This window comes from Arthrobacter sp. TMT4-20, assembly GCF_054510775.1.
Map to the genome: position 1 here is coordinate 47,923 of NZ_JBTNDW010000013.1, position 20,171 is coordinate 68,093.

General features: G+C 64.5%; 20 protein-coding genes. 13 read left to right on the forward strand and 7 right to left on the reverse strand.

The features are described 5' to 3' along the window. Position 1 precedes the first annotated feature (1 nt). Entirely contained in the window at positions 2 to 736 is a 735-nt protein-coding gene (locus tag ACX80Z_RS12970) for a tyrosine-protein phosphatase (protein ID WP_459316148.1), read from the forward strand. Here ACX80Z_RS12970 and ACX80Z_RS12975 read toward each other — a convergent pair. The 3 genes from ACX80Z_RS12975 to ACX80Z_RS12985 all read right to left on the reverse strand — a co-directional run bounded on the left by ACX80Z_RS12975 (position 730) and on the right by ACX80Z_RS12985 (position 3,617). Next, on the reverse strand, positions 730 to 1,731 hold the full coding sequence (locus ACX80Z_RS12975) for a thioesterase domain-containing protein (RefSeq protein WP_459316149.1): 1,002 nt from the start codon (positions 1,729 to 1,731) through the stop codon (positions 730 to 732). The genes ACX80Z_RS12970 and ACX80Z_RS12975 overlap by 7 nt on opposite strands. Positions 1,732 to 1,746: 15 nt before the next feature. Continuing rightward, complete coding sequence (gene pyrE, locus ACX80Z_RS12980) at positions 1,747 to 2,310, reverse strand: orotate phosphoribosyltransferase (protein WP_019483296.1); 564 nt, start codon at positions 2,308 to 2,310, stop codon at positions 1,747 to 1,749. Positions 2,311 to 2,405: 95 nt separating this feature from the next. Beyond that, complete coding sequence (locus ACX80Z_RS12985; RefSeq protein WP_459316150.1) at positions 2,406 to 3,617, reverse strand: ROK family transcriptional regulator; 1,212 nt, start codon at positions 3,615 to 3,617, stop codon at positions 2,406 to 2,408. Positions 3,618 to 3,730: 113 nt separating this feature from the next. Here ACX80Z_RS12985 and ACX80Z_RS12990 point away from each other — a divergent pair, with 113 nt between their 5' ends. The 12 genes from ACX80Z_RS12990 to ACX80Z_RS13045 all read left to right on the forward strand — a co-directional run bounded on the left by ACX80Z_RS12990 (position 3,731) and on the right by ACX80Z_RS13045 (position 16,223). Next, positions 3,731 to 5,266: a sugar ABC transporter ATP-binding protein gene (locus ACX80Z_RS12990; protein WP_459316178.1), complete on the forward strand. Its 1,536-nt coding sequence runs from the start codon at positions 3,731 to 3,733 to the stop codon at positions 5,264 to 5,266. Then, positions 5,263 to 6,282, forward strand: a complete 1,020-nt coding sequence (locus tag ACX80Z_RS12995) for an ABC transporter permease (protein ID WP_459316151.1) — start codon at positions 5,263 to 5,265, stop codon at positions 6,280 to 6,282. Before ACX80Z_RS12990 ends, ACX80Z_RS12995 begins: the two co-directional genes overlap by 4 nt. Continuing rightward, positions 6,279 to 7,385, forward strand: a complete 1,107-nt coding sequence (locus ACX80Z_RS13000; RefSeq protein ID WP_459316152.1) for an ABC transporter permease — start codon at positions 6,279 to 6,281, stop codon at positions 7,383 to 7,385. Before ACX80Z_RS12995 ends, ACX80Z_RS13000 begins: the two co-directional genes overlap by 4 nt. Continuing rightward, positions 7,385 to 8,623, forward strand: a complete 1,239-nt coding sequence (locus ACX80Z_RS13005) for a substrate-binding domain-containing protein (protein WP_459316179.1) — start codon at positions 7,385 to 7,387, stop codon at positions 8,621 to 8,623. The genes ACX80Z_RS13000 and ACX80Z_RS13005 overlap by 1 nt, the downstream gene beginning before the upstream one ends. A 56-nt stretch (positions 8,624 to 8,679) precedes the next feature. After that, complete coding sequence (locus ACX80Z_RS13010; RefSeq protein ID WP_459316153.1) at positions 8,680 to 9,579, forward strand: sugar phosphate isomerase/epimerase family protein; 900 nt, start codon at positions 8,680 to 8,682, stop codon at positions 9,577 to 9,579. Continuing rightward, positions 9,576 to 10,736 carry a Gfo/Idh/MocA family protein gene (locus ACX80Z_RS13015; RefSeq protein WP_459303490.1) on the forward strand — a complete coding sequence of 387 codons (1,161 nt, stop codon included), beginning with the start codon at positions 9,576 to 9,578 and terminating at the stop codon, positions 10,734 to 10,736. Before ACX80Z_RS13010 ends, ACX80Z_RS13015 begins: the two co-directional genes overlap by 4 nt. Before the next feature lie 28 nt (positions 10,737 to 10,764). Beyond that, positions 10,765 to 11,502 carry a sugar phosphate isomerase/epimerase family protein gene (locus ACX80Z_RS13020; protein WP_019483300.1) on the forward strand — a complete coding sequence of 246 codons (738 nt, stop codon included), beginning with the start codon at positions 10,765 to 10,767 and terminating at the stop codon, positions 11,500 to 11,502. Further along, complete coding sequence (locus ACX80Z_RS13025) at positions 11,499 to 12,602, forward strand: Gfo/Idh/MocA family protein (RefSeq protein WP_459316154.1); 1,104 nt, start codon at positions 11,499 to 11,501, stop codon at positions 12,600 to 12,602. The genes ACX80Z_RS13020 and ACX80Z_RS13025 overlap by 4 nt, the downstream gene beginning before the upstream one ends. An 8-nt stretch (positions 12,603 to 12,610) precedes the next feature. After that, positions 12,611 to 13,609 carry a sugar phosphate isomerase/epimerase family protein gene (locus ACX80Z_RS13030; RefSeq protein ID WP_459316155.1) on the forward strand — a complete coding sequence of 333 codons (999 nt, stop codon included), beginning with the start codon at positions 12,611 to 12,613 and terminating at the stop codon, positions 13,607 to 13,609. Positions 13,610 to 13,711: 102 nt separating this feature from the next. Then, on the forward strand, positions 13,712 to 14,536 hold the full coding sequence (gene nadE / locus ACX80Z_RS13035) for an ammonia-dependent NAD(+) synthetase (protein WP_019483303.1): 825 nt from the start codon (positions 13,712 to 13,714) through the stop codon (positions 14,534 to 14,536). Between the two features lie 28 nt (positions 14,537 to 14,564). Next, on the forward strand, positions 14,565 to 15,365 hold the full coding sequence (locus tag ACX80Z_RS13040) for an exodeoxyribonuclease III (protein ID WP_019483304.1): 801 nt from the start codon (positions 14,565 to 14,567) through the stop codon (positions 15,363 to 15,365). Between the two features lie 3 nt (positions 15,366 to 15,368). Further along, positions 15,369 to 16,223 (forward strand): hypothetical protein, encoded by an 855-nt coding sequence (locus ACX80Z_RS13045; RefSeq protein ID WP_019483305.1) that lies wholly within the window; start codon positions 15,369 to 15,371, stop codon positions 16,221 to 16,223. Positions 16,224 to 16,381: 158 nt separating this feature from the next. Here ACX80Z_RS13045 and ACX80Z_RS13050 read toward each other — a convergent pair whose 3' ends face one another. From ACX80Z_RS13050 to ACX80Z_RS13065, 4 genes are all read right to left on the reverse strand, one after another. Then, positions 16,382 to 17,113 carry an alanine--tRNA ligase-related protein gene (locus tag ACX80Z_RS13050; protein ID WP_459316156.1) on the reverse strand — a complete coding sequence of 244 codons (732 nt, stop codon included), beginning with the start codon at positions 17,111 to 17,113 and terminating at the stop codon, positions 16,382 to 16,384. Positions 17,114 to 17,210: 97 nt separating this feature from the next. After that, complete coding sequence (locus ACX80Z_RS13055; RefSeq protein WP_019483307.1) at positions 17,211 to 18,233, reverse strand: LacI family DNA-binding transcriptional regulator; 1,023 nt, start codon at positions 18,231 to 18,233, stop codon at positions 17,211 to 17,213. 4 nt (positions 18,234 to 18,237) lie between these two features. Further along, positions 18,238 to 19,200 carry a carbohydrate ABC transporter permease gene (locus tag ACX80Z_RS13060; RefSeq protein ID WP_459316157.1) on the reverse strand — a complete coding sequence of 321 codons (963 nt, stop codon included), beginning with the start codon at positions 19,198 to 19,200 and terminating at the stop codon, positions 18,238 to 18,240. Then, entirely contained in the window at positions 19,197 to 20,162 is a 966-nt protein-coding gene (locus tag ACX80Z_RS13065; protein ID WP_019483309.1) for a carbohydrate ABC transporter permease, read from the reverse strand. The genes ACX80Z_RS13060 and ACX80Z_RS13065 overlap by 4 nt, the downstream gene beginning before the upstream one ends. Positions 20,163 to 20,171 lie beyond the last annotated feature (9 nt).

Consider the following 20,171-nt stretch of genomic DNA (forward strand, 5'->3'; position numbering starts at 1 on the left):
AGTGGCGGGAATCCTGAACCTGCGCGACATCGCTCAACTCACCGCCTCCGATCCGAGGGCGCCCGCGCCGGGCCGGGTGTTCCGTTCCAGCCAGCCCTTTGACTGGGACCTCGTCGCGACGATGGAGTTCCTTGCCGGCCGGGGCATCGAGACAATCGTCGACCTGCGCAGCGAACGTGAGGCGGGGATGGTGCCCTGGCTGGTCGCCGCCGACGCCGGGATCGACGTCGTCGCCGCACCGCTCGACCCCTCCGAGGCCAACCCCGCATCGACCATGGGCTTGTTGACCGCCGAGGACCTGGGGAATTACTACGTCGGTTGGCTGCATAGCCGCCCGGGAGCGGTGGTCAGCGCCCTCGAACCGATCGTGGCGGGCCGGACCACGCTGGTGCACTGTGCGGCTGGTAAGGACCGGACGGGCGTGATCACCGCCGTCGTTCTCCTGGTCGCCGGGGTGTCCGACGAGTTGATCATCCAGGACTACGCCCACACCACGGGCGCCCTGCCCGAAATCCTGCCAGCGCTGGCGAAGCTCTGGCTGGGGAACGCCCCATCCGGTTCGGAACGGATGTCGTTCGACAACCCGCCGGTAATCCTCACCTCCCCGGCTGCGGCCATGGCCACGTTCATCGACGGGCTGCGCCGCGAATACGGGACCGTTGACGCTTTCCTGACGGGAGCTGGCATGGACCGCCACGATCTGACGCGACTGCGGAAGACACTCAACGGTCAGTAGACGGTTCGCAGCGACCCGCCACGTGGGAGTGGCAGGAACTCCTCCTGCAGCGCCACCACGATGCCCTGATAGATCAAGGGGTTCCACTGCGGGCTCGCGTGGGCTGGGAGCGCACCCTCGGTGACGTAGTCAGCAGACACCAGGTTGTCCGGGAACGCTTCAGCCCATCCCGGCCGGGTCGTCGTGTAGTTCACGGTGTTGTCATTAGGGTTGCCGATGAAGGCAATCTGGGTATCCCCCAGGGTGCCCTGGAACCGGGTGACGTTGTAGTGGTAGATGTACGACGACTGTGACTGGATCAGCAAACTCGACGGCGCCAGCGGAGACAGTTGCTCGAGGGTCTGGTTCATGACCTGCTGCCAGCTGCGTTCGTTCTTGTTGACGATCCGCTCTCCCAGCTCGTATCCGCCCCTCAACACGGTAGGCACCCGGTATCCGGCGTCGTAGAGCCGCACCACACCCTCGAACACCGCCTGGTCCAGCACATCGGTGCGGGAATGCGGACTGGAGTCAAGGATGATCAGCTTCACGTTGATCCCCAACTCACGCAGCTGCGACGCCACCTCGATGGCTACCATCCCACCAAAACTGTGCCCATAGAAGTAGAGGGTTTCGACCTGGAAGATCCGTACATAGCGGTTCAGTGCGGCAACAATGTTGGTGATATTCAGCCCCCGGTTCGAGTACCCCATGACTGAAATCTGTCCGCGCTGCCCGAGGGCCGGTCGAAGGGAGTTGGCGATCCAGCCGCCCTCTTCCCAACTCGTTTTGTACCCGGGGAAGATGATCCATCGGGTTCGGGGGAACCGCCGCGCCGCCTCCTCATCCTCAACCGGGAGGAGCTGCAGCTCCTCCCGTTCCTCCTGGATCCGCCTTGTCAGGAACAGGTCGGCGGCGAGGGTGAGGCCGAACCCGGAGCCGACCAGGAAAGAGCGCCGGGACATGCCCTTGATCCCGTGCGCGTAGCGAAGCAGCCGTTCGGCGTCCTCAGTCATAGGGAGTCGGGGGTGTTAACCCAGACCGAGCTCGTCTTTGCCGAAGGCGTAGAGGTACGGCACCCCTGCCTCAGACTCGATGCGTTCCTTCGACCCGGTGTCGCGGTCGACGATCACCGCCACTGCCTGCACCTTGCCGCCGGCCCGCCGGACACCCTCAACAGCGGTCAACGCTGACCCACCGGTGGTGGAGGTGTCTTCGAGCACGACGACGGACCGGCCAGTAATGTCCGGGCCTTCCACCTGGCGGGCCATGCCGTGAGTCTTTTGGGTTTTGCGCACCACGAACGCGTCAATGCCACGGTTGTCGCGGGCCGCGGCGTGCATCACGGCGGTGGCCACGGGGTCAGCTCCCATGGTCAGGCCGCCGGCGCTCTCGAAGGCGATTCCGGCGTCGTCGAGCAACTCCAGCATGACCTGCCCCACCAGTTGGGATGCTTCGTGGTGCAGGGTGATCCGGCGAAGGTCAATGTAATAGTCGGCTTCCTTGCCGCTGGACAGCGTCACTTTCTCGTGCACGATGGCCAGTTCCTGGATCAGTTCACGCAGGCGGACGCGGGCGGTGCTATCGGCGGTCATGGTTGCAATCCTAATGTCTTTCGGTACCGGAGATGCGAGGTCCCAGTCAGTGTGACCGGATGCCAAGTGCCTTGCCCCGGGCATGCCTAAACCTGTCAGGGGGCGCTCAGGCTCGCGGTTTCGATTGATTCCGGCGACAGGACGTGGGAAATGGCCATCACCGAGGCACCCCGGACACCAGCATTCTGCCCGGCTACCGATGGCACAATCCGCAGGTGCTCAGTGGCCAAAGGTAGGGAACGCCGGTAGACCACTTCGCGGATCCCGGCCAGCAGGTGCTCGCCCGCTAGCGCCAGGCTCCCACCGATCACGACCACCGATGGGTTGATGAGGTTCACGCAGGTGGCCAGCACATCGCCGATGTCGCGGCCCGCCTGGCGGATCACCTGGATGGCGTCGCGGTCGCCCGAACGCACCAGGTCGATCACCCCTTGACTGGAGGTCAGTTCACCCCCGGTAAGTGCGTTCAACGCTGCCGCCAGCGCGGGCCCGCCGGCCAGGGCTTCGAGGCACCCCGTGTTTCCGCAGCGGCATGGAATCTCACCACCGCGTGGGACCCGGACGTGGCCGAGGTCCCCGGCCGTGCCCTGCGCACCGCGCTGCAGCATTGATCCTGAAATGATCCCGGCGCCGATACCGGTGGCCACCTTGATGAACATCAGATCGGTGGTGTCCGGCCAGCTACCGCTCAGCTCGCCGAGGGCCATGATGTTGACGTCGTTGTCGACGAGCACCGGCACGTTGAAGCTGCGTTGCACCAGCCCCGGCACGTCGAACCGGTCCCAGCCCGGCATGATCGGCGGGTTGATAGGCCTGCCCGTCTCATGCTCCACCGGCCCGGGCAACCCAATGCCGATCGCTGCCAGTTCGGAGCTGGTCCGCTTTGCCTCCCGCAGCAGGGTACCGATCGCTGCCACCAACCAGCCCAGCACCGTCTCTGGCCCGTCGGAGATGGTCATGGACTGGCGTGCGCTGGCCAGTTCTGTTCCGGAGAGGTCCGTCAGGATTACCAGGGCGTGGGTGGCGCCCAGATCGGCACCGATCACCACCCGTGCCCCGGGGTTGAGGGCGAACAACGACGGCGGCCTGCCGCCGGTCGACACGGCACCCCCGTACGGGGCGACCAACCCGAGGGTCATCAGCGTCTCCACCCGTGAAGCGACGGTTGACCGGGCCAGCCCGGTGAGCTGAGCCAGTTCCGCCCGGGTCCGCGGCTGCCCATCGCGGAGGAGCTGGAACACCTCGCTGGCACCAGGAGCAGGTAAAGCCGAGGTTCGGGCCTGCTTTTCGAACTCAATCTTCAACACAGTTTCAGTAAACCACGCGGAACTTCGGCGTGTCTCACATTCCACTAACTCATGTACAACGGCCTACTTTTGAATGATGCTCGACAAAAGTATGAGTTCCATGTCACAGTGGGCTGGTGGATAACGATGTCTTCCCCTCAGAGTCTCGGGACAGCACCTCGACGGTGCTAAGTGTCTCCCGACTGTCCAAGAGTTTCTTTGGTATTGAGGTGCTGAAAGATGTCTCCCTCGTATTGCGCGCCGGTGAAGTCCACGGTCTGGTCGGAGAGAATGGCGCCGGAAAATCCACGCTGATGAAGGTGCTGGCCGGGGTCCACCACCGGGATTCTGGCACCATCGAACTGGCCGGAGCTGCAGTCGACTTTTCGCATCCCACCCAGGCCCACGAGGCCGGGATTTCCACCGTGTTCCAGGAGTTCAACCTCCTCCCCGACCGCACCGTCGCCGAGAACATCTACCTCGGACGGGAACCGCGGCGCGGGGTCCTGGTGAACAAGAAGGCCATGCTGGACCGCACAGCTGAACTGCTGGGCCAACTGGGCATCAGCAGCATCCACCCCTCCACCCCCGTGAGTAACCTGTCGGTCGCCCAGCAGCAGATCGTCGAAATCGCGAAGGCCGTCAGCTATAACGCCCGCATCATCTCGATGGACGAGCCCACCGCAGCCCTCGCCGGACCGGAAGTGGAACTGCTGTATAGGATCATCCGACGGTTGAAGGAGCGCGGCGTCGCCATCCTTTACGTGTCGCACCGTCTCAAGGAAATCTTCGACCTTTGCGACACGATCACCGTCCTGAAGGACGGGGAAGTGGTCGGATCCGAGCCGGCATCGGCCCTGGATGATGCGTCGCTGGTACGCCTGATGGTCGGCCGGCCCATCTCGGCGTACTTCCCCGGGGTGGAACCCGGCACCACTATCGGGAAGCCGCTGCTGGAAGTGACCGACGGCGGCAACGAACAACTCGATGCGATCAACCTGACCCTGCGGACCGGCGAAATTGTGGGCATCGCCGGACTTCAGGGGTCAGGGCGCACCGAATTGGTGGAAGCCATCTTTGGCGCCGCCCCGTTCACGCGGGGCACGATGAGGCTCGCGGGGCAGCCCTACACCGCAAAAAGCACCCGCGCAGCAATCCAGCACCGGATTGCCCTCATCACCGAGGACCGCAAGACGCAGGGCCTGAGCTTGAACCAGTCGATTCTCGACAATGCCCTCAGCGTGATCCGCTCCGTGTTCCCAGGCCGCACCACCCAGGCCCGGCAGGACGCCCCCGGCGTGTTTTCCTCCCTGGAAGTGATCGCCCGGGACCTCGACCAGGAGGTCCAGTACCTCTCCGGCGGAAACCAGCAGAAAGTGGTGCTGGCCAAGTGGCTGGCCATCGCTCCCCAGCTGGTGTTACTGGATGAACCCACCCGTGGCATCGACGTCGGCGCGAAGGTGGCGGTCTACAACCTGATGCGGGCGCTCGCTGCCGACGGGAAAGCGATTCTGATGGTCTCAAGTGAACTGCCCGAAGTACTCGGCATGTCCGACCGGGTGCTGGTGATGCGGGACGGCCTCATCGCCGGTGAGCTGTCCCCGCTGTCAACCGAGGAAGAAGTTCTGCAGCTGGCCACCGGCGCACGGACCGAGGAGGCCTCATCATGAATCGACTCTCGAGACTCACGTCAACCCACATTGTGTACCTGGTGGTGCTGTTGACCATCATCGTCGGCACCGTGCTCGTCGGGTCCGTGGGCCGCAGCTTCTTCAGCACCGGCAACATCTCGGACATCCTCACCGGGACCAGCGTGCTCGGGTTCATTGCCATCGGACAGACCCTGGTCATCCTGGTGGGAAGCCTCGACCTTTCGGTGCCCTACGTGATCAGCCTGTCCAGCCTGATCGCCGCCGGGATCATGGCCAACCAGGGCGCCAATGTGCTTCCCGGGGTGCTCGCCGCGCTGGCCGTCTCAGCCCTGATCGGGTTGGCCAACGGGCTGGTGGTCTCGGGGCTGAAGGTGCATGGGTTCATTGCCACTCTCGGCATGGGCCTGATCATCAGCGGCTACCTGGCCACCAACTATCAGGGCAGTTCCGGGCAGGCGCCCCTGTCCTTCCGGCTGATCGGGGCCACCGGGCTGGGGCCCGTCCCGATCTCCACCCTGATTATGCTCGCCACCGCAGGCCTGGTCCTGTTGATGCTGAACCGCACACGCGTAGGCCACCACATCTACGCTGTGGGCGGGGATCTGGGCGTCGCCCGGATGTCAGGGATCCAAACCCGCACCCCCATCATCACCGCGCACATCCTGTGTTCGATGATGGCCGGCCTGGCCGGGCTTCTCCTGGCCGCACGGCTCGGCGTCGGAAGCCCCACGATCGGCTCACAGGGCGGCTACGACCTGCTCTCCATTGCAGCCGTCGTCCTCGGCGGCACCCTGCTCGCTGGCGGTAAAGGCTCGCTGATCGGCACCCTCGGCGGCGTGCTGATCTTCGCGATGCTGGACAACATCATGAGCGTCATGCAGATCAACCCCTTCCTCAAGGATGTGGTGCGCGGGCTGGTGATCGTGGTCGCCGTCGCCGTCTATGCCCGCCGCACCGTGATTACCCGCCCGCCGCGCTTTGACAAATCCCACCCCAATAGGTCCCGCACCACGGCGCACGAGGTGTCCGCATGAGCATCAGCGAGAACGCGCAGGGCACCCGGAACGAGGTGCTCTCACGGAACCGGGCCTCGGCCGGGGACCGCCTGCTGCGGGCCATGCGGACCCCCAGCGGCGGCGTCTTCATCCTCCTGATCGCCCTCCTGATCGCCGTCATCGCCGCCAACCCATCCTTCGGTGAGCCAGGCTCCCTGATCCGTTTTATCGGCCGGACCGCACCGATCGCCATCGCGGCCATTGGGCAGTACTTCGTCATCGTGTCCGGCGAGTTCGACCTGTCCATGGGATCGGTGGTCACTGCGCAGGTCTTCATCGCGGGCAACCTGATTGGCGACGACGACGCCCGGGTGATCCCGGTCCTGATGCTGATGCTCGTGTTCGGCGCCTTCATCGGCCTGATCAACGGGCTGGTCACCACGCTGCTCAAGGTTCCCAGCTTCATTGTCACGCTCGGCATGATGCTCGCGTTGCTCGGCCTGGTGCTGTATTCGACCGGCGGTGCCGCGACCGGGAACCCGGCCGACAGCTTCCGGCAGATTGGTCGCGGCGGTATCCGGGACGTTCCCGTACTGGAGATCATCCCCTACCCGGTGATCATCTTCCTGGTCACCGCAGCGGCCGCACTGTGGTTGATGCGCCGCCCCTATGGGCGCACCCTGATCGCCGTGGGTGACAATTCGCGTGCGGCAGCGCTGACCGGCGCCCGGGTTTGGTGGGTCAAGACCCGGGCGTTCATGCTGTCGTCGCTGTCCGCGACGGTGGCAGGCATCATCCTGGTCGGCTACGCCGGCGTCCACCCGTCGGTGGGCCGCGGCTACGAATTTGCCGCCATCACCGCCGTCGTCCTCGGCGGAGTGGTCCTGGGCGGGGGCCGCGGCTGGGTCCTGTCCGCCGCTGCGGGAGCCTTCGCCCTCGAAACCCTGTTCACCCTGCTGAACTTCCTCGGCGTCGAATCCACCTGGCGGGACACCGTCCAGGGCATCATCATCATTGTCGCCGTCGCCGCGGCAACCCAGACCTGGCAGCGGAAACGCCGCGGTACCAGCTCCAAGGCCCAGGAACCGACACACCCCATCGCTGAACCGCCCACCGTGGGCACCAATGAGAGAGGAATATGATGCGACGAAGCATCCTGACAAAGGTCACGGTGGTAGCAGCCACATCGCTGCTCGCCCTGACCGCCTGCACTACCGATTCATCCATTGAAGACACGCCTACGGAAGACACCGCGGCATCCGCCGAGGAAACCGCGCCCGCCGCTGAGGAGACCAGCAGCGATGAGTGGTTCGTCCAGGAAGTGTACGACGACCAGTTCGAGCAGCGTTCCGCCACCTTCGAGGGTGATCCGGAGCAGCCCTGGCTGCAGTACATCGACGGGGAAATGACCGACACCGCCGAGTACGCCGCTGATGGTGCCCAGAAGGCCTGCTTCGCCAACGCCTCCATTTCCAACCCGTGGCGGCAGACCGGCTGGATCACCATGAATGAGCAGCTGAAGGCGCTGCAGGATTCGGGGGTGATCTCCGAGATGGAAACCCGCGACGCGCAGGATGACGACAACACGCAGATCGCTGACATCGACTACTTCATCGCTGAAGGCAACTGTGACGCGTTCATCATCTCCCCGAACTCGACGGCGGCCATGACGCCGGCCGTCGAGCGGGCCTGTGAGACCGGGAAACCAGTGGTGGTCTTTGACCGCGGAGTGGAAACGGATTGCGCAGTCACGTTCATCCACCCCATCGGCGGCTTCGCCTGGGGTATCGACACGGCTGAGTTCCTGAGCGAACGGCTCGAGGAAGGCGACAAGGTCGTTGCCCTGCGCATCCTCCCCGGCGTCGACGTTCTCGAACAGCGCTGGGCTGCTGCCGAGCGGATCTTCGAGGAGAACGGCATCGAAGCTGTTGACTACTTCACCGGTGCCGATCCCACAGAAATCAAAGACATCCTGGCTGATGAGCTGGCCACCGGCGACGTACAGGGCGTCTGGATGGACGCTGGGGACGGCGCCGTCGCGGCGATCGAGGCTTTCGAGGACGCCGGAGCCGACCTCCCGGTCATGACCGGCGAGGACGAGATGAGCTTCCTGCGTAAGTGGGAGGAAACCGGCATTGAGGCGCTCGCGCCGGTCTACTCCAACTTCCAGTGGCGCACCCCGCTGCTGGCCCTGGAGCAGATCTTCGCCGGCGAGGAAGTCCCCGCCGAATGGATCCTGCCCCAGACCCCAATCACCGAGGCAGAACGCGACGATTTCCTGACCGCCAATGAGGGAATGCCTGATGGTCACTACGCCAAGTTCGGCGGCGAGGACATGGAAGGCTATCCCGAGGTCTGGCAGGAACGCCAGATTCCGTAGCCGCCCAACCACCAGCAGTAACGACCAACCAGCAGCACGCGAAAGGAGGCAGGACCGTGGCGAGCACTATTGAGCGACCCCTCGGCGTCAACACCTGGGTATGGACCTCACCCCTGACTGGTGCCAGCCTGCCTCCTTTGCTGGGTTCCATCGCCGCCATGGGGTTCGACGCCGTCGAACTTCCCCTCGAAAACATTGGCGATTTCACCGCAGCAACCGTCAACGAGTCGCTTGGCGGCCTGCAACCGTATCTGGTCGGTGCGATGGCGCCGGGCCGCGACCTGGTCCTGGCCGAGGCCTCGACCATCCTCGAGACCCAGCGGTACCTCAGCACCTGCATCCAACTGGCGCACGATATTGGTGCCCCGTCAGTGTGCGGTCCGTTCTACTCGTCCACCGGCCGGGTGTGGCGGATGGACGACGACGAACGTCGCGCCGCCTACGAGCAGTTGCGGCACAGCCTTGCGCCGCTCGCCGACGAAGCAACCGGCGCCGGCGTCGCGCTCGGGATCGAACCTCTCAACCGGTATGAGACATCACTGATCAACACGGTTGCCCAGGGCCTTGACGCTCTGGGCCCCCTGTTGGGTCCGGCGGTCGGACTGGCACTCGACACCTACCACCTGAACATCGAGGAGCGTTCGTCTGCGGCCGCCATCATCAGTGCCGGAGAACACCTGGTGCACGTCCAGGTCTGCGGCAATGACCGTGGCGCCCCCGGCGGCGACCAGACCGACTGGACCGGCATCCTCGAAGCCCTCGATACGGTGGGCTACGAGGGTCCACTGAATATTGAGAGTTTCACCTCGCACAACGCCAGCATTGCCACCGCCGCCTCCATCTGGCGGCCCCTCGCCGAGTCCCAGGACCGGCTAGCCCACGACGGCCTCGCCTTCCTGCGCTCGATCACGCCGCCCAAGACCGCTACGCCCCTGCCTCAAGGAGACCACCGATGACCACCCCCGCCTCGGCAGCAGCTGCCGTGCCCGGCACGCTCGGGGTGGCCGTTCTCGGCTACTCCTTCATGGGGAAGGCGCACTCGAACGCCTGGCGCAATGTGAACGCTTTTTATCCGACCCCTCGCGTGACCCAGCAGCTCCTGGTTGGCCGGGACGCCGGTCACGTCGCCGACGCCGCCACCCGATTCGGCTGGGCCGAAAGCTCCACCGACTGGCGGGAAGTGCTGGAGCGCGACGACATCCACATTGTCGACATCTGCACCCCCGGCCACCTGCACGCCGAACTGGCGATCGCCGCGTTGGAGGCAGGCAAACACGTCATCGTCGAGAAGCCGCTCGCCAACTCGGTTGCCGAAGCCGAGCTGATGGTCGCAGCGGCTGTGGCAGCCCGGTCCCGCGGCGTCCAGTCGATGGTCGGCTTCAACTACCGACGACTTCCCGCACTTGCCCTGGCGCGGACCCTGATTTCTGACGGGCGGGTGGGGGACGTCCGTCAGATTCGCGTGAGTTACCTGCAGGACTGGCTAGCCGACGAGCGGGCCGCCATGAGCTGGCGTCTGCGCAAGGCATCGGCCGGTTCCGGCGCTCTGGGCGATCTGGCATCGCATGCTGTTGATCAGGTGGCCTTCCTGCTCGATGACCCTGTGGCGAGCGTGTCCGGCACTGTCAATACGTTCGTGGCGGAGCGTCCCGGCCCGGCCGGCCCCGAACAGGTAACCGTCGACGACGCCGCCTGGGCCACCCTTCGACTCGCCTCCGGGGCGGTCGCCAGCCTTGAAGTCTCGCGGTTCGCGACGGGGCGCAAGAACTCGCTGCAGATTGAAATCTACGGTTCCCGGGGTGGGCTCCGCTTCGATTTGGAGCACCTGAACGAGTTGCAGTACTTCGACAGCGGCACACCGGCAGAGTTGCAGGGGTACAGCAAAATACTGGTCACCGAGCCATCCCACCCGTACCTTGGAGCTTGGTGGCCCGCCGGGCACACCCTCGGCTGGGACCACACCTTCACCAGCCAGGCAGCCGACTTCCTCACAGCGATCGACTCGGGCACACCGACGTCGCCGTCGTTCGAGGACGGATTGGCAACCCAGCGGGTACTGGCCGCAGTGGAGGCCAGCGCCGCCCAGGCGGGCGCCGCCGTCGCACCCGCCTGAGACGATCTATTGCACGCAGGAGAAACCTATGGAACTGTCCGTCCAGCTTTACACCGTCCGCGACGCCCTCGAAGCGGACCTCGATGGCACCATTGACCGGATCGCGGCGATGGGTTTCACCAACGTCGAGCCGTACAACTTCGCCGCGGATCCGGCTCCGCTAGCTGCAGCCCTGAAACGGAACCATCTTTCGGCACCCTCCGGGCACGCACCACTGCTCTCAACCGACCAGGCAAGGATCTTCGAGGCGGCCCGCACCCTCGGGATGCGCACCGTGATCGATCCTTATGTGCACCCCGACCGTTGGACATCGGTTGCCGACATCGCCGCCACGGCCGCGCAGCTCAATGAGGCTGCGACGCTCGCCGCGGAGTATGGGTTGCGCGTGGGCTACCACAACCACTGGTTCGAAATAGAGACCGATTTTGATGGCCGCACTGGTCTTGAGGTACTGGCCGAAAACCTGCATCAGTCGGTAGTCCTGGAAGTGGACACCTATTGGGTGGCGGTCGGCGGGCAGGATCCGGCGGCCCTGCTGGGACGCCTCGGTGACCGGGTCCGGCTCATCCATATCAAGGACGGTGCAGTCGACCAGGACAACAAATCCCAGGTGGCAGTCGGCGCCGGACGGATGGACATCGAGGGGGTCCTGGCCGCGTCGTCGACAGTCGAAACGGCAGTGGTCGAACTCGACGACAGCGCCGGGGACCTTTTCACCGCCATTGAGGAGAGCCGCCGGTTCCTGCTTGCCCGGACCGGCGCATGAGGGGCCCAGTCGGCGTCGGCGTGATCGGCGCCGGGGTGATCAGCAAGGAATACCTGACCAACCTCACCGCTTTCCCCGACCTCCACGTTCACATCGTCGCCGACCTCTTTGAGGATGCCGCGCGCACCCGCGCCGCCGAGTTCGGCGTGGCAGCGGCGGGCGGGGTTGAAGCTGCCCTGTCTCACCCGGACGTGGAAATTATCGTCAACCTGACGACCCCCGCCGCCCACGTGCCGGTGGCCCTTGCCGCCGTCGCGGCCGGAAAGCATGTCTGGTCCGAGAAGCCGTTCTCCCTCGACCGCGCCTCCGGAGCCGAGCTACTGGCCGCGGCCGAAGCAGCGGGAGTCCGGCTGGGATGCGCCCCCGACACCTTCCTCGGCGCGGGGCTCCAGACTGGGCTGCGCGCCATCCGGCGCGGCGATATCGGCACACCGTTGACCGCCCTCACCCTGATGCAGTCCCCGGGCCCGGAATCATGGCATCCCAACCCGGCCTTCCTGTTCCAGGCGGGGGCAGGGCCCCTTTTCGACATCGGCCCCTACTATCTGACCGCCCTGGTGCAGGCGTTCGGGTCCATCCGGCGGGTCGCGGCCCTCGGCTCCCGCGCGCGGGACACCCGGGTCATCGGCTCAGGGCCCAAGGCGGGTGAATCGTTTAAGGTGTCCGTGCCCACCCATGTCAGTGCCCTGGCAGAGTTCGACGGTGGCCGGTCGTCGCAGAGTATATTCAGTTTCGACTCCCCCAGGCCCCGAACGGGTTTCGTCGAAATCACCGGGACCGATGCCACCATCGCTTTCCCCGACCCGAACGAGTTCCACGGGGAGGTCCGGTTGCACCGGCACGGTGCCGACGATTGGGAGACCATACCCGCCGTCGGGTCGGTATTCGGCCGTGGTTCCGGCGTGCTGGACATGGCACGGGCTATCCGGGCAGGCGTACCTCACCGCGCGCAGGGCTCAACCGGTTTCCACATTCTCGATGCGATGGTGGCGATTGCCGAATCAGTCGACACCGGAGCGTTCGTGCCGGTGACCAGTTCCGCCGCAGCACTCGATCCCCTTCCCGAGGACTGGGACCCGTCCCAGCTCACCCTTTCCTAGGAGACACCATGGCACGCAACTACACCCTGTTCACCGGCCAGTGGGCCGATCTACCCTTCGAGGAGGTAGCCAGGCTGGCGGGCGAATGGGGCTACGACGGGTTGGAGATCGCCGTCTCCGGGGACCATCTGGATGCGTGGCGCTGGGACGACGATGAGTACATCGCTGGCCGGCTGGACATTCTGGAACGTAACGGGCTGAAAGTGTGGGCCATCTCCAACCACCTCAAGGGTCAGGCCGTGTGCGACGACCCGATCGACTTCAGGCACCAGGCCATCGTCGGCGCTCGGGTCTGGGGCGATGGGGAGCCCGACGGAGTCAGGGCACGCGCCTCCGAGGAAATGCAGCACACCGCGCGGCTGGCCCAGAAGCTCGGGGTGAAAACGGTGGTGGGGTTCACCGGTTCCTCGATCTGGCAGTACGTGGCCATGTTCCCGCCGGTGTCCCAGGACGTGATCGACGCCGGCTTCCAGGACTTTGCGGACCGCTGGAACCCCATCCTCGACGTGTTCGACGAGTGCGGGGTCCGGTTTGCCCATGAGGTGCACCCGTCGGAGGTCGCCTACGACTACTGGTCCACCCAGCGGGCGCTCGAGGCCATCGGGCACCGGCCGGCTTTCGGTTTGAACTGGGACCCCAGCCACTTCATGTGGCAGCAGATCGACCCGGTGGCGTTCATCTCCGACTTCGCGGACCGGATCTACCACGTCGACTGCAAGGACACGAAGATGCGGATGGGCGGCGGCCGCAACGGCATCCTGTCCTCGCACCTGCCGTGGGGAGATTCCCGGCGCGGCTGGGACTTCGTGTCCACGGGCCGCGGCGATGTGCCGTGGGAGGACAGTTTCAGGGCACTGACCAGCATCGGCTACGACGGGCCCATTTCAGTGGAGTGGGAGGACGCCGGGATGGACCGACTGCAGGGTGCACCCGAAGCCCTGGCCTTCCTGAGGCAGTTTAACTTCGGGCCCTCGGGCGCCTCCTTCGATGCTGCCTTCAAGCAGTAGCGGGCTCCTGTCCCAGGGCGCGGCCCCTGTAGGGCGGGCCGGTGTAGCGGCCGTGTGATTTGCCGTAACGCACCGGAAACGCCACCGTAGTAGCCTTTCCACATGCGCGAAAACCAAGCCAGCATCATTGAGGAAATGGGCGTGCGGCCCACCATCGATCCCGCAACGGAAATCCGTGCCAGGGTCACCTTTCTGAAGGACTACCTCAAGGCCACCGGGACCAACGGTTTTGTTCTCGGGATCAGCGGCGGAGTGGACTCTTCGCTGTCCGGCAGGCTCGCCCAGCTGGCCGTGACTGAACTGGCCGAGGAAGGGACTGAGGCGGACTTCATCGCCGTCCGCCTCCCCTACCGGGAACAGCAGGATGAGGATGACGCGCAGGCGGCCCTGGAGTTTATTCAGCCGAAAAGCCAGCGCACCTTCAACGTCGCAGCAGCTGTTGACGGGTTCGAAGCGGAGTATGCCAGTGCCACGGGTGAGGACATCTCCGACTTCACCAAGGGAAACATCAAGGCCCGGGCGCGGATGATTGCCCAGTACGCGCTCGCCGGACAGCACAACCTCCTGGTGATTGGCACCGACCACGGAGCGGAATCGGTCACCGGGTTCTTCACCAAGTACGGCGACGGCGGAGCTGACATTCTGCCGCTGTTTGGCCTCAACAAGCGCCAGAACCGGGAGCTGCTCAAGGAACTCGGCGCGCCGCCCCAGGTTTACACCAAGGTGCCGACGGCTGATCTGCTGGATCATCAGCCCGGCCGCACCGACGAACACGAACTGGGAATCACCTACGACCAGATTGACGACTATCTGGAAGGCAGGGAGGTGGAAGAGTGGGCTGCTCTCGCGATTGAGCGCCGCCACACCATGACCCGCCACAAGCGCACCGTCCCTGTCACCATTCTGGACACCTGGTGGCGGGGCTGACGCCCGGGACATTGGTAACGTGTTCCCTGTGAAGATTGCCACCTGGAACGTAAATTCCCTCCGAGCCCGCGCGGACCGCGTCGAAGCCTGGCTAGACCGCTCCGACGTCGATGTCCTCGCAATTCAAGAGACCAAATGCAAGGACGAGAACTTCCCCTGGGATCTGTTCGAAGCCAACGGCTACGAGGTAGCCCACTTTGGTCTGAGCCAGTGGAATGGCGTCGCGATCGCCTCCCGGGTGGGGCTCGACGACGTTGAACGCACCTTCGAGGATCAGCCCCTCTTCGGGAAGGACGCGGAGCCGATCCAGGAAGCCCGCGCTATCGGTGCCACCTGTGGCGGCGTGCGGGTCTGGAGCCTGTATGTCCCCAACGGACGGTCCCTCGACGACCCCCATATGCAGTACAAGATTGATTGGCTCGACACTCTGCGGGCAAAAGCCCTTGGCTGGATCGAAACCGACCCGACGGCGCAGATCGCCCTGACCGGCGACTGGAACATCGCCCCCCAGGATGAGGACGTCTGGGATATCGACCTGTTCCAGCGGGAGGGCTACACCCATGTCAGCCCGGCGGAGCGCGCCGCCTTCCACGCGTTCGAAAACTCGGGCTTCACCGACGTCGCCCGCCCCCACACTCCGGGTCCCGGCGTCTACACGTACTGGGATTACAAGCAGCTGAGCTTCCCCAAGAAAATGGGCATGCGGATCGACTTCGTGCTGGCATCTCCGGCGCTTGCCGAGCGTGTGACCGGCGCCTCGATCGACCGGGAGGAACGCAAGGGTAAGGGCGCCTCGGACCATGCACCGGTCATTGTGGAGCTGGGGTAACTGATGGCGGCCATCGGTCCGGCCGCCACGGGCCACACCTTCCCCTACGTGTCGTTCCTCAGGGTCTTCGAACCGCTTGAGGCATTCAGCGACGCCCAGCAACTGGTGATTTTGGAGCAGCGGTCGCGGGAACGCAAGGACACCGAGGGGATTGAACGCAACAACTCGTTGCAGCGGATTCTTCGCCAGGTGTCGGACCCGTTCCCCCACCACGGGGCAGACCTGGTCCGGGTCCTTCATTTCCCCGGCACTAACGGCGTCACCGCTCAGTACTATTGCCCCAATCAGCTGGCGGTCCGCACCTCGCTGGCAGCCGAGTCGCTGGGACAAACGATTCGCGGTCCGCTGGTGGATGTGTTGCTGCCCGAAGCGGCAACCGACGCACACCAGGCGCGACTCGATCCCGAGACCGTCGCCGAGACGACCGCCAAGCTCCACACCCGATCAGCCACCTGGGGGATTCCATTCTCCTGGTTTGTCCTGATCCACGAGGACGATCTCACCGAGGTGATTGAGGACGGCGGCAAGGTCCGCACCGTGCGGATGGCCGCGGCGGTGCACGAGTGCATTGAGCGGGCCAAGCACGCGATGGCGTCTCTGGCGATCGCTGCGCCGGAGCTGGACCTGCTCGATGACCTGACAGACATTATCGAATGGCTCCAGTTGTTCCGTCTCGACGCGGTGGTGGAACTCGACTACGGTCCGGTCGCCGACCTGGTGTTCCCCGACGAGTCACCCATGGACGTCAGGATGGGCATCGAGTGCCTGGCCGAAGGCGACATGACGGGCGCCGCAGCGTCGTATCGTCGGTTGGCCTCCCGCTGGATCCCGATCCGCCAGTTGGCCCGCGCCAACTAGCCGCCTGCTACCGGCCACATCGACACCAGCACCTCGCTGCCAGCCGCCTGCCCGGGCGCGCGCCGTCGTCGTCGGCCGCCACCTGCGCCGTTCCGGTGAGGAACCTTGACGTCGGGGGCCAACGTCCAGGTCGCTCACCAGACCGGACGACGACGGCGCTAGTTGATCCCCTCCACGGCGTAGGACACCTTGGTGACGCCCTTCTTGGACTTGATCTTGGTGATGGTCAGGGTGCCGATGTCGCTGACGTCCCGGACATGGGTGCCACCACAGGGGACTCCGAAATCATCGCTGTACAGCACGATCCGTGCTGGTTTGTTGGTGGGGATGTTGTCCGGAACGTTGCGGCAGTAGTCGCCCATCTCCGATACCGGCATGAACCTGATTTCGTTGGTGCTTCCGGCGCCGACCACATCACGCGCTGCCTGTTGGATCCTCACGAGCGTGGCTTCGGTTTCCTCCGGAGCCAGCGCAGCGTTGTATTCGACGAAGGACATGTGGGGATAGTGTGCGCCTTTGCCTGGAACCCAGGGCAGGCCGAGCCGTTCAACCGCCAGGTCCACCACATGACCGGCCGAGTGCAGGCGGGTGTTCATCACCCGCCGGGTCGTGTCGACCGCCAGCGACACTTCGTCCCCGACGGCGATTGGCCCGTTTCCGAGGTGGTGGACCATACCTTCGGGGTCCAACCGGACCTCCTCCACCGCGAACTCCCCGGCGGCTCCCCTGATCGCGCCGGTATCCCAGTCCTGGCCACCACCGCGGGGGTAGAAGCAGGTCCGGTCCAGGATGACGTCGGTGCGGCCGTCGTCGTCGACGCTGACCGACTGCACGCGTGCGGCGCCGGTCAACACATCGAAGTCGTTCAGGTACATCAGTTCGGTAGCCATCCGCCGATTCTATCTACCCGGTTGCCCACCGAATCGCACCATCCAGTGGAGCGTTACGTATCTGCCCAGCGAAAGCGTGATTCAGTGGGCGGGGTAGTCACCTAGCGGACAGGTAGCGCGGCGGGCCGGTTGACGTCCTGATGATCAGCTCGTGCGGACGGGGTGCCGGGGCGGCAACGGGCACGCCCCCCTCGAGCTCGGCAAGCAGGAGATCAGCCGCATACGCCCCCTGCTCCTCGGGGCTTTGCCGGATGGTCGTCAAGCTCAGCGGGTCCGCGAATTCGTGGTCGTCGATTCCCACCACCGAAAGCTGCCCGGGGATGCTGATCCCTAGATCGGCGGCTGCACTGATCACGCCGAAGGCCATCTCGTCCGAGGAGCAAAACACTGCCGTTGGCCGATCAGCCGGATCCTGCAGGAGGGTTAGCGCCGCCGCCTTTCCACGTTTGAAACGGAAGTCCCCGAACACTGACCACTCCGGTCGGACGGGCAGCCCATGCCGGGCCATCGTGGAAAGATACGCCTCCTCACGGATGCGGGGCACCTCGAACTCGATACCAAATGACCCGCCGCCCCGCAGGTGTGCAATGTCAGTGTGCCCCAGGGCAATTAGATGCTCGACGGCGTCCCGGGCCGCGGCGTCGTCGTCAATTCCCACATGACGGACTCCCCGGACGGATCCGCCCACCACGATGGTGGGCGAATCCAGGGCTTGCAGCGATCGGAGTTCATCATCCGTCAACTCCATGCACATCACGAGGAGCGCATCGATGCGTTTGCGCAGGATGGACCGGTGGAACACCCGTTGCCGGTTGACCCCCGACCCGCCCAGGCTGAACACCACCAGGTCATATCCGGCTGCACGGAGCTGGCGATCCACCCCCTCCAGCACCGCCGAGAAATACCAGCGTTCAATCTGCGGCAGCAGCACTCCCATCGCCATGGTCCGGCCGGACGCCAGACCCGACGCAGACGACGACGGCACGTAGCCGAGCTCCTCTGCGGCACATTGCACCCGCAACCGGGTGCTGGCGGACACTCCGGGCAGCCCGCGGAGCGCCCGGGAAACGGTCGCCGTTGAGACGCCAAGGGATTTTGCGACGTCGTCAATGCTGGTCATCGGTTCATCCCTTAAGGCCGCCCGCCAGCAGACCGCGAACAAAGTAGCGCTGTAGGCCGAAGAAGACCAGCAGCGGAACGATCATCGACACGAAGGCACCAGCGGTGAGCCTGTGCCATTCGCCGCCGCGCGTGCCGGTGAGTTCCGCCAACCGCTGGGTGATGGGGGCGACGTCGGGCGTGCCACCGGAGAAGACCAGCGCGACCAGCAGGTCATTCCAGACCCACAGGAACTGGAAGATGGCGTAGGAGGCGAGTGCCGGAACTGACAGCGGGATGATGATGCGCCAGAAGATGGTGGCGTGACCCGCGCCGTCCACCCGGGCCGCTTCGATGACTTCACCGGGTATCTCAGCTATGAAGTTATGGAGCAGGAAGATGGCGAGGGGGAGGGCGAAAATTGAGTGCGCGATCCACAGTTGGGCGTAGGATCCTGACGGCAGTAACTGGAAATCACCGATCTGAAGGTTCACGAACAGGCTCAGGAGCGGTATCAGCGCCATCTGGAGGGGAATGATCTGGAGGGCGAAAATGAACACGAACATCGTGTCTTTCCCCCTGAACTTTCCCCAGGCGAACATGTAAGCCGCCATGGCGGCGATCACGAGCGGGATGACTGTGGCGGGAATGACGATTGCCAGCGAGTTCACGAAGTACTGGCCAAGGTTCGGCGACTGGCTCCCCCCGGATACCAGCACATCCACGTAGTTATCGGCCGTGAGCTCGCGATCCCCGAACACGTTCCACCAGCCGTTGCGCTGGATGTTCTCCTCAGGTCTGAAGGAGGAAATCAGGAGGCCCAGGGTGGGGATAGTCCACACGGTAGCAATGATGATCGCCGCGATGGTTGCACCCCGGGAAGTGAGCTTCTGCTTAACCCGGCGGGTGATGGGCGGCTGCGCACCGGCCGGGGTTTCCCCGGGCTGGGCTGATGCGGGAACTGGGGGAATAGTCGGCGTCGAGCTCATCGGATCTGCCTCTGCTGCTTGAGTACGCGTGCGTTGTATACGACCACCGGGAGCACCATGAGGAACAGAACGAGTGCCAGCGCCGCGCCGCGACCGGGTTCATTGGCCCTGAATGCCTGGGTGTACATTTCGTTGGCGATTACCGAGGTGTCGTAGTTACCCGCGGTCATGGTGCGGACAATGTCGAAGACCTTCAAGGTGATGATGGTAATAGTGGTGACCACCACGACCAGCGCTCCCCGAATGGAGGGAATGGTGATGTCACGGAACTGTTGCCACGCTGACGCGCCATCCAGCCTGGCCGCCTCAACAATCTCCATGGGAATGCCCTTGATGGCGGCCGAGAGGATCACCATCGCGAAGCCAACCTGGATCCAAACCATCACAGCGATCATGAAAAAGGTGTTGCCGGGCGCGTCGAGGAGGAACTGCTGAGGTTCGCCACCAAACCACACCAGGATCTGGTTCAGCAGACCGATTTGCTCCTGCTCCGGACCCTTGTAGGCGTACACAAATCGCCAGATGACGCCGGCGCCCACCATTGAAATGGCCATTGGCATGAAGACCAGTGCTTTCAGGGTGCGCTCGCCCTTGGCTTTGTCGATGAAGACGGCGTACACCAGCCCAATACCGGATGCCAGAAGTGGCACCAGGATGACCCAGAGCACCGTGTTGCGCAAAGTAATCAGCGCGGTGGGTTCAGTGAACATCCACACGAAGTTCTCGATACCGTTGAGGTTGCCATCACGGTCGGTAAAAGCCAGCAGGGACGTCTGGACGGCAGGCCAGATCATCCCGACGACAAGCAGGATCGCTGCCGGGGCGAGGAAACCAATGACTGTCGCTTTATCCCGGAACGACTTGGGTGCCCGGTCAACGATGAGCATGATTAATCCGATAATGGCGGCGAAAATGGCCAGAGCCACCACCACCTGCAGGAACTTATTGCCAAGGTCCTCCATTGCGCAGCC

Bases quoted from the DNA above. Each gene is read 5' to 3' on its own strand.
- ACX80Z_RS13030 (WP_459316155.1), top strand. From the start codon at position 12,611: ATGGCACGCAACTACACCCTGTTCACCGGCCAGTGGGCCGATCTACCC.
- ACX80Z_RS13015 (WP_459303490.1), top strand. From the start codon at position 9,576: ATGACCACCCCCGCCTCGGCAGCAGCTGCCGTGCCCGGCACGCTCGGG.
- ACX80Z_RS13050 (WP_459316156.1), bottom strand. From the start codon at position 17,113: ATGGCTACCGAACTGATGTACCTGAACGACTTCGATGTGTTGACCGGC.
- ACX80Z_RS13020 (WP_019483300.1), top strand. From the start codon at position 10,765: ATGGAACTGTCCGTCCAGCTTTACACCGTCCGCGACGCCCTCGAAGCG.
- ACX80Z_RS12995 (WP_459316151.1), top strand. From the start codon at position 5,263: ATGAATCGACTCTCGAGACTCACGTCAACCCACATTGTGTACCTGGTG.
- ACX80Z_RS13060 (WP_459316157.1), bottom strand. From the start codon at position 19,200: ATGAGCTCGACGCCGACTATTCCCCCAGTTCCCGCATCAGCCCAGCCC.
- nadE (WP_019483303.1), top strand. From the start codon at position 13,712: ATGCGCGAAAACCAAGCCAGCATCATTGAGGAAATGGGCGTGCGGCCC.
- ACX80Z_RS13045 (WP_019483305.1), top strand. From the start codon at position 15,369: ATGGCGGCCATCGGTCCGGCCGCCACGGGCCACACCTTCCCCTACGTG.
- ACX80Z_RS13065 (WP_019483309.1), bottom strand. From the start codon at position 20,162: ATGGAGGACCTTGGCAATAAGTTCCTGCAGGTGGTGGTGGCTCTGGCC.
- ACX80Z_RS13055 (WP_019483307.1), bottom strand. From the start codon at position 18,233: ATGACCAGCATTGACGACGTCGCAAAATCCCTTGGCGTCTCAACGGCG.
- ACX80Z_RS12975 (WP_459316149.1), bottom strand. From the start codon at position 1,731: ATGACTGAGGACGCCGAACGGCTGCTTCGCTACGCGCACGGGATCAAG.
- ACX80Z_RS13005 (WP_459316179.1), top strand. From the start codon at position 7,385: ATGCGACGAAGCATCCTGACAAAGGTCACGGTGGTAGCAGCCACATCG.
- ACX80Z_RS13000 (WP_459316152.1), top strand. From the start codon at position 6,279: ATGAGCATCAGCGAGAACGCGCAGGGCACCCGGAACGAGGTGCTCTCA.
- pyrE (WP_019483296.1), bottom strand. From the start codon at position 2,310: ATGACCGCCGATAGCACCGCCCGCGTCCGCCTGCGTGAACTGATCCAG.
- ACX80Z_RS13025 (WP_459316154.1), top strand. From the start codon at position 11,499: ATGAGGGGCCCAGTCGGCGTCGGCGTGATCGGCGCCGGGGTGATCAGC.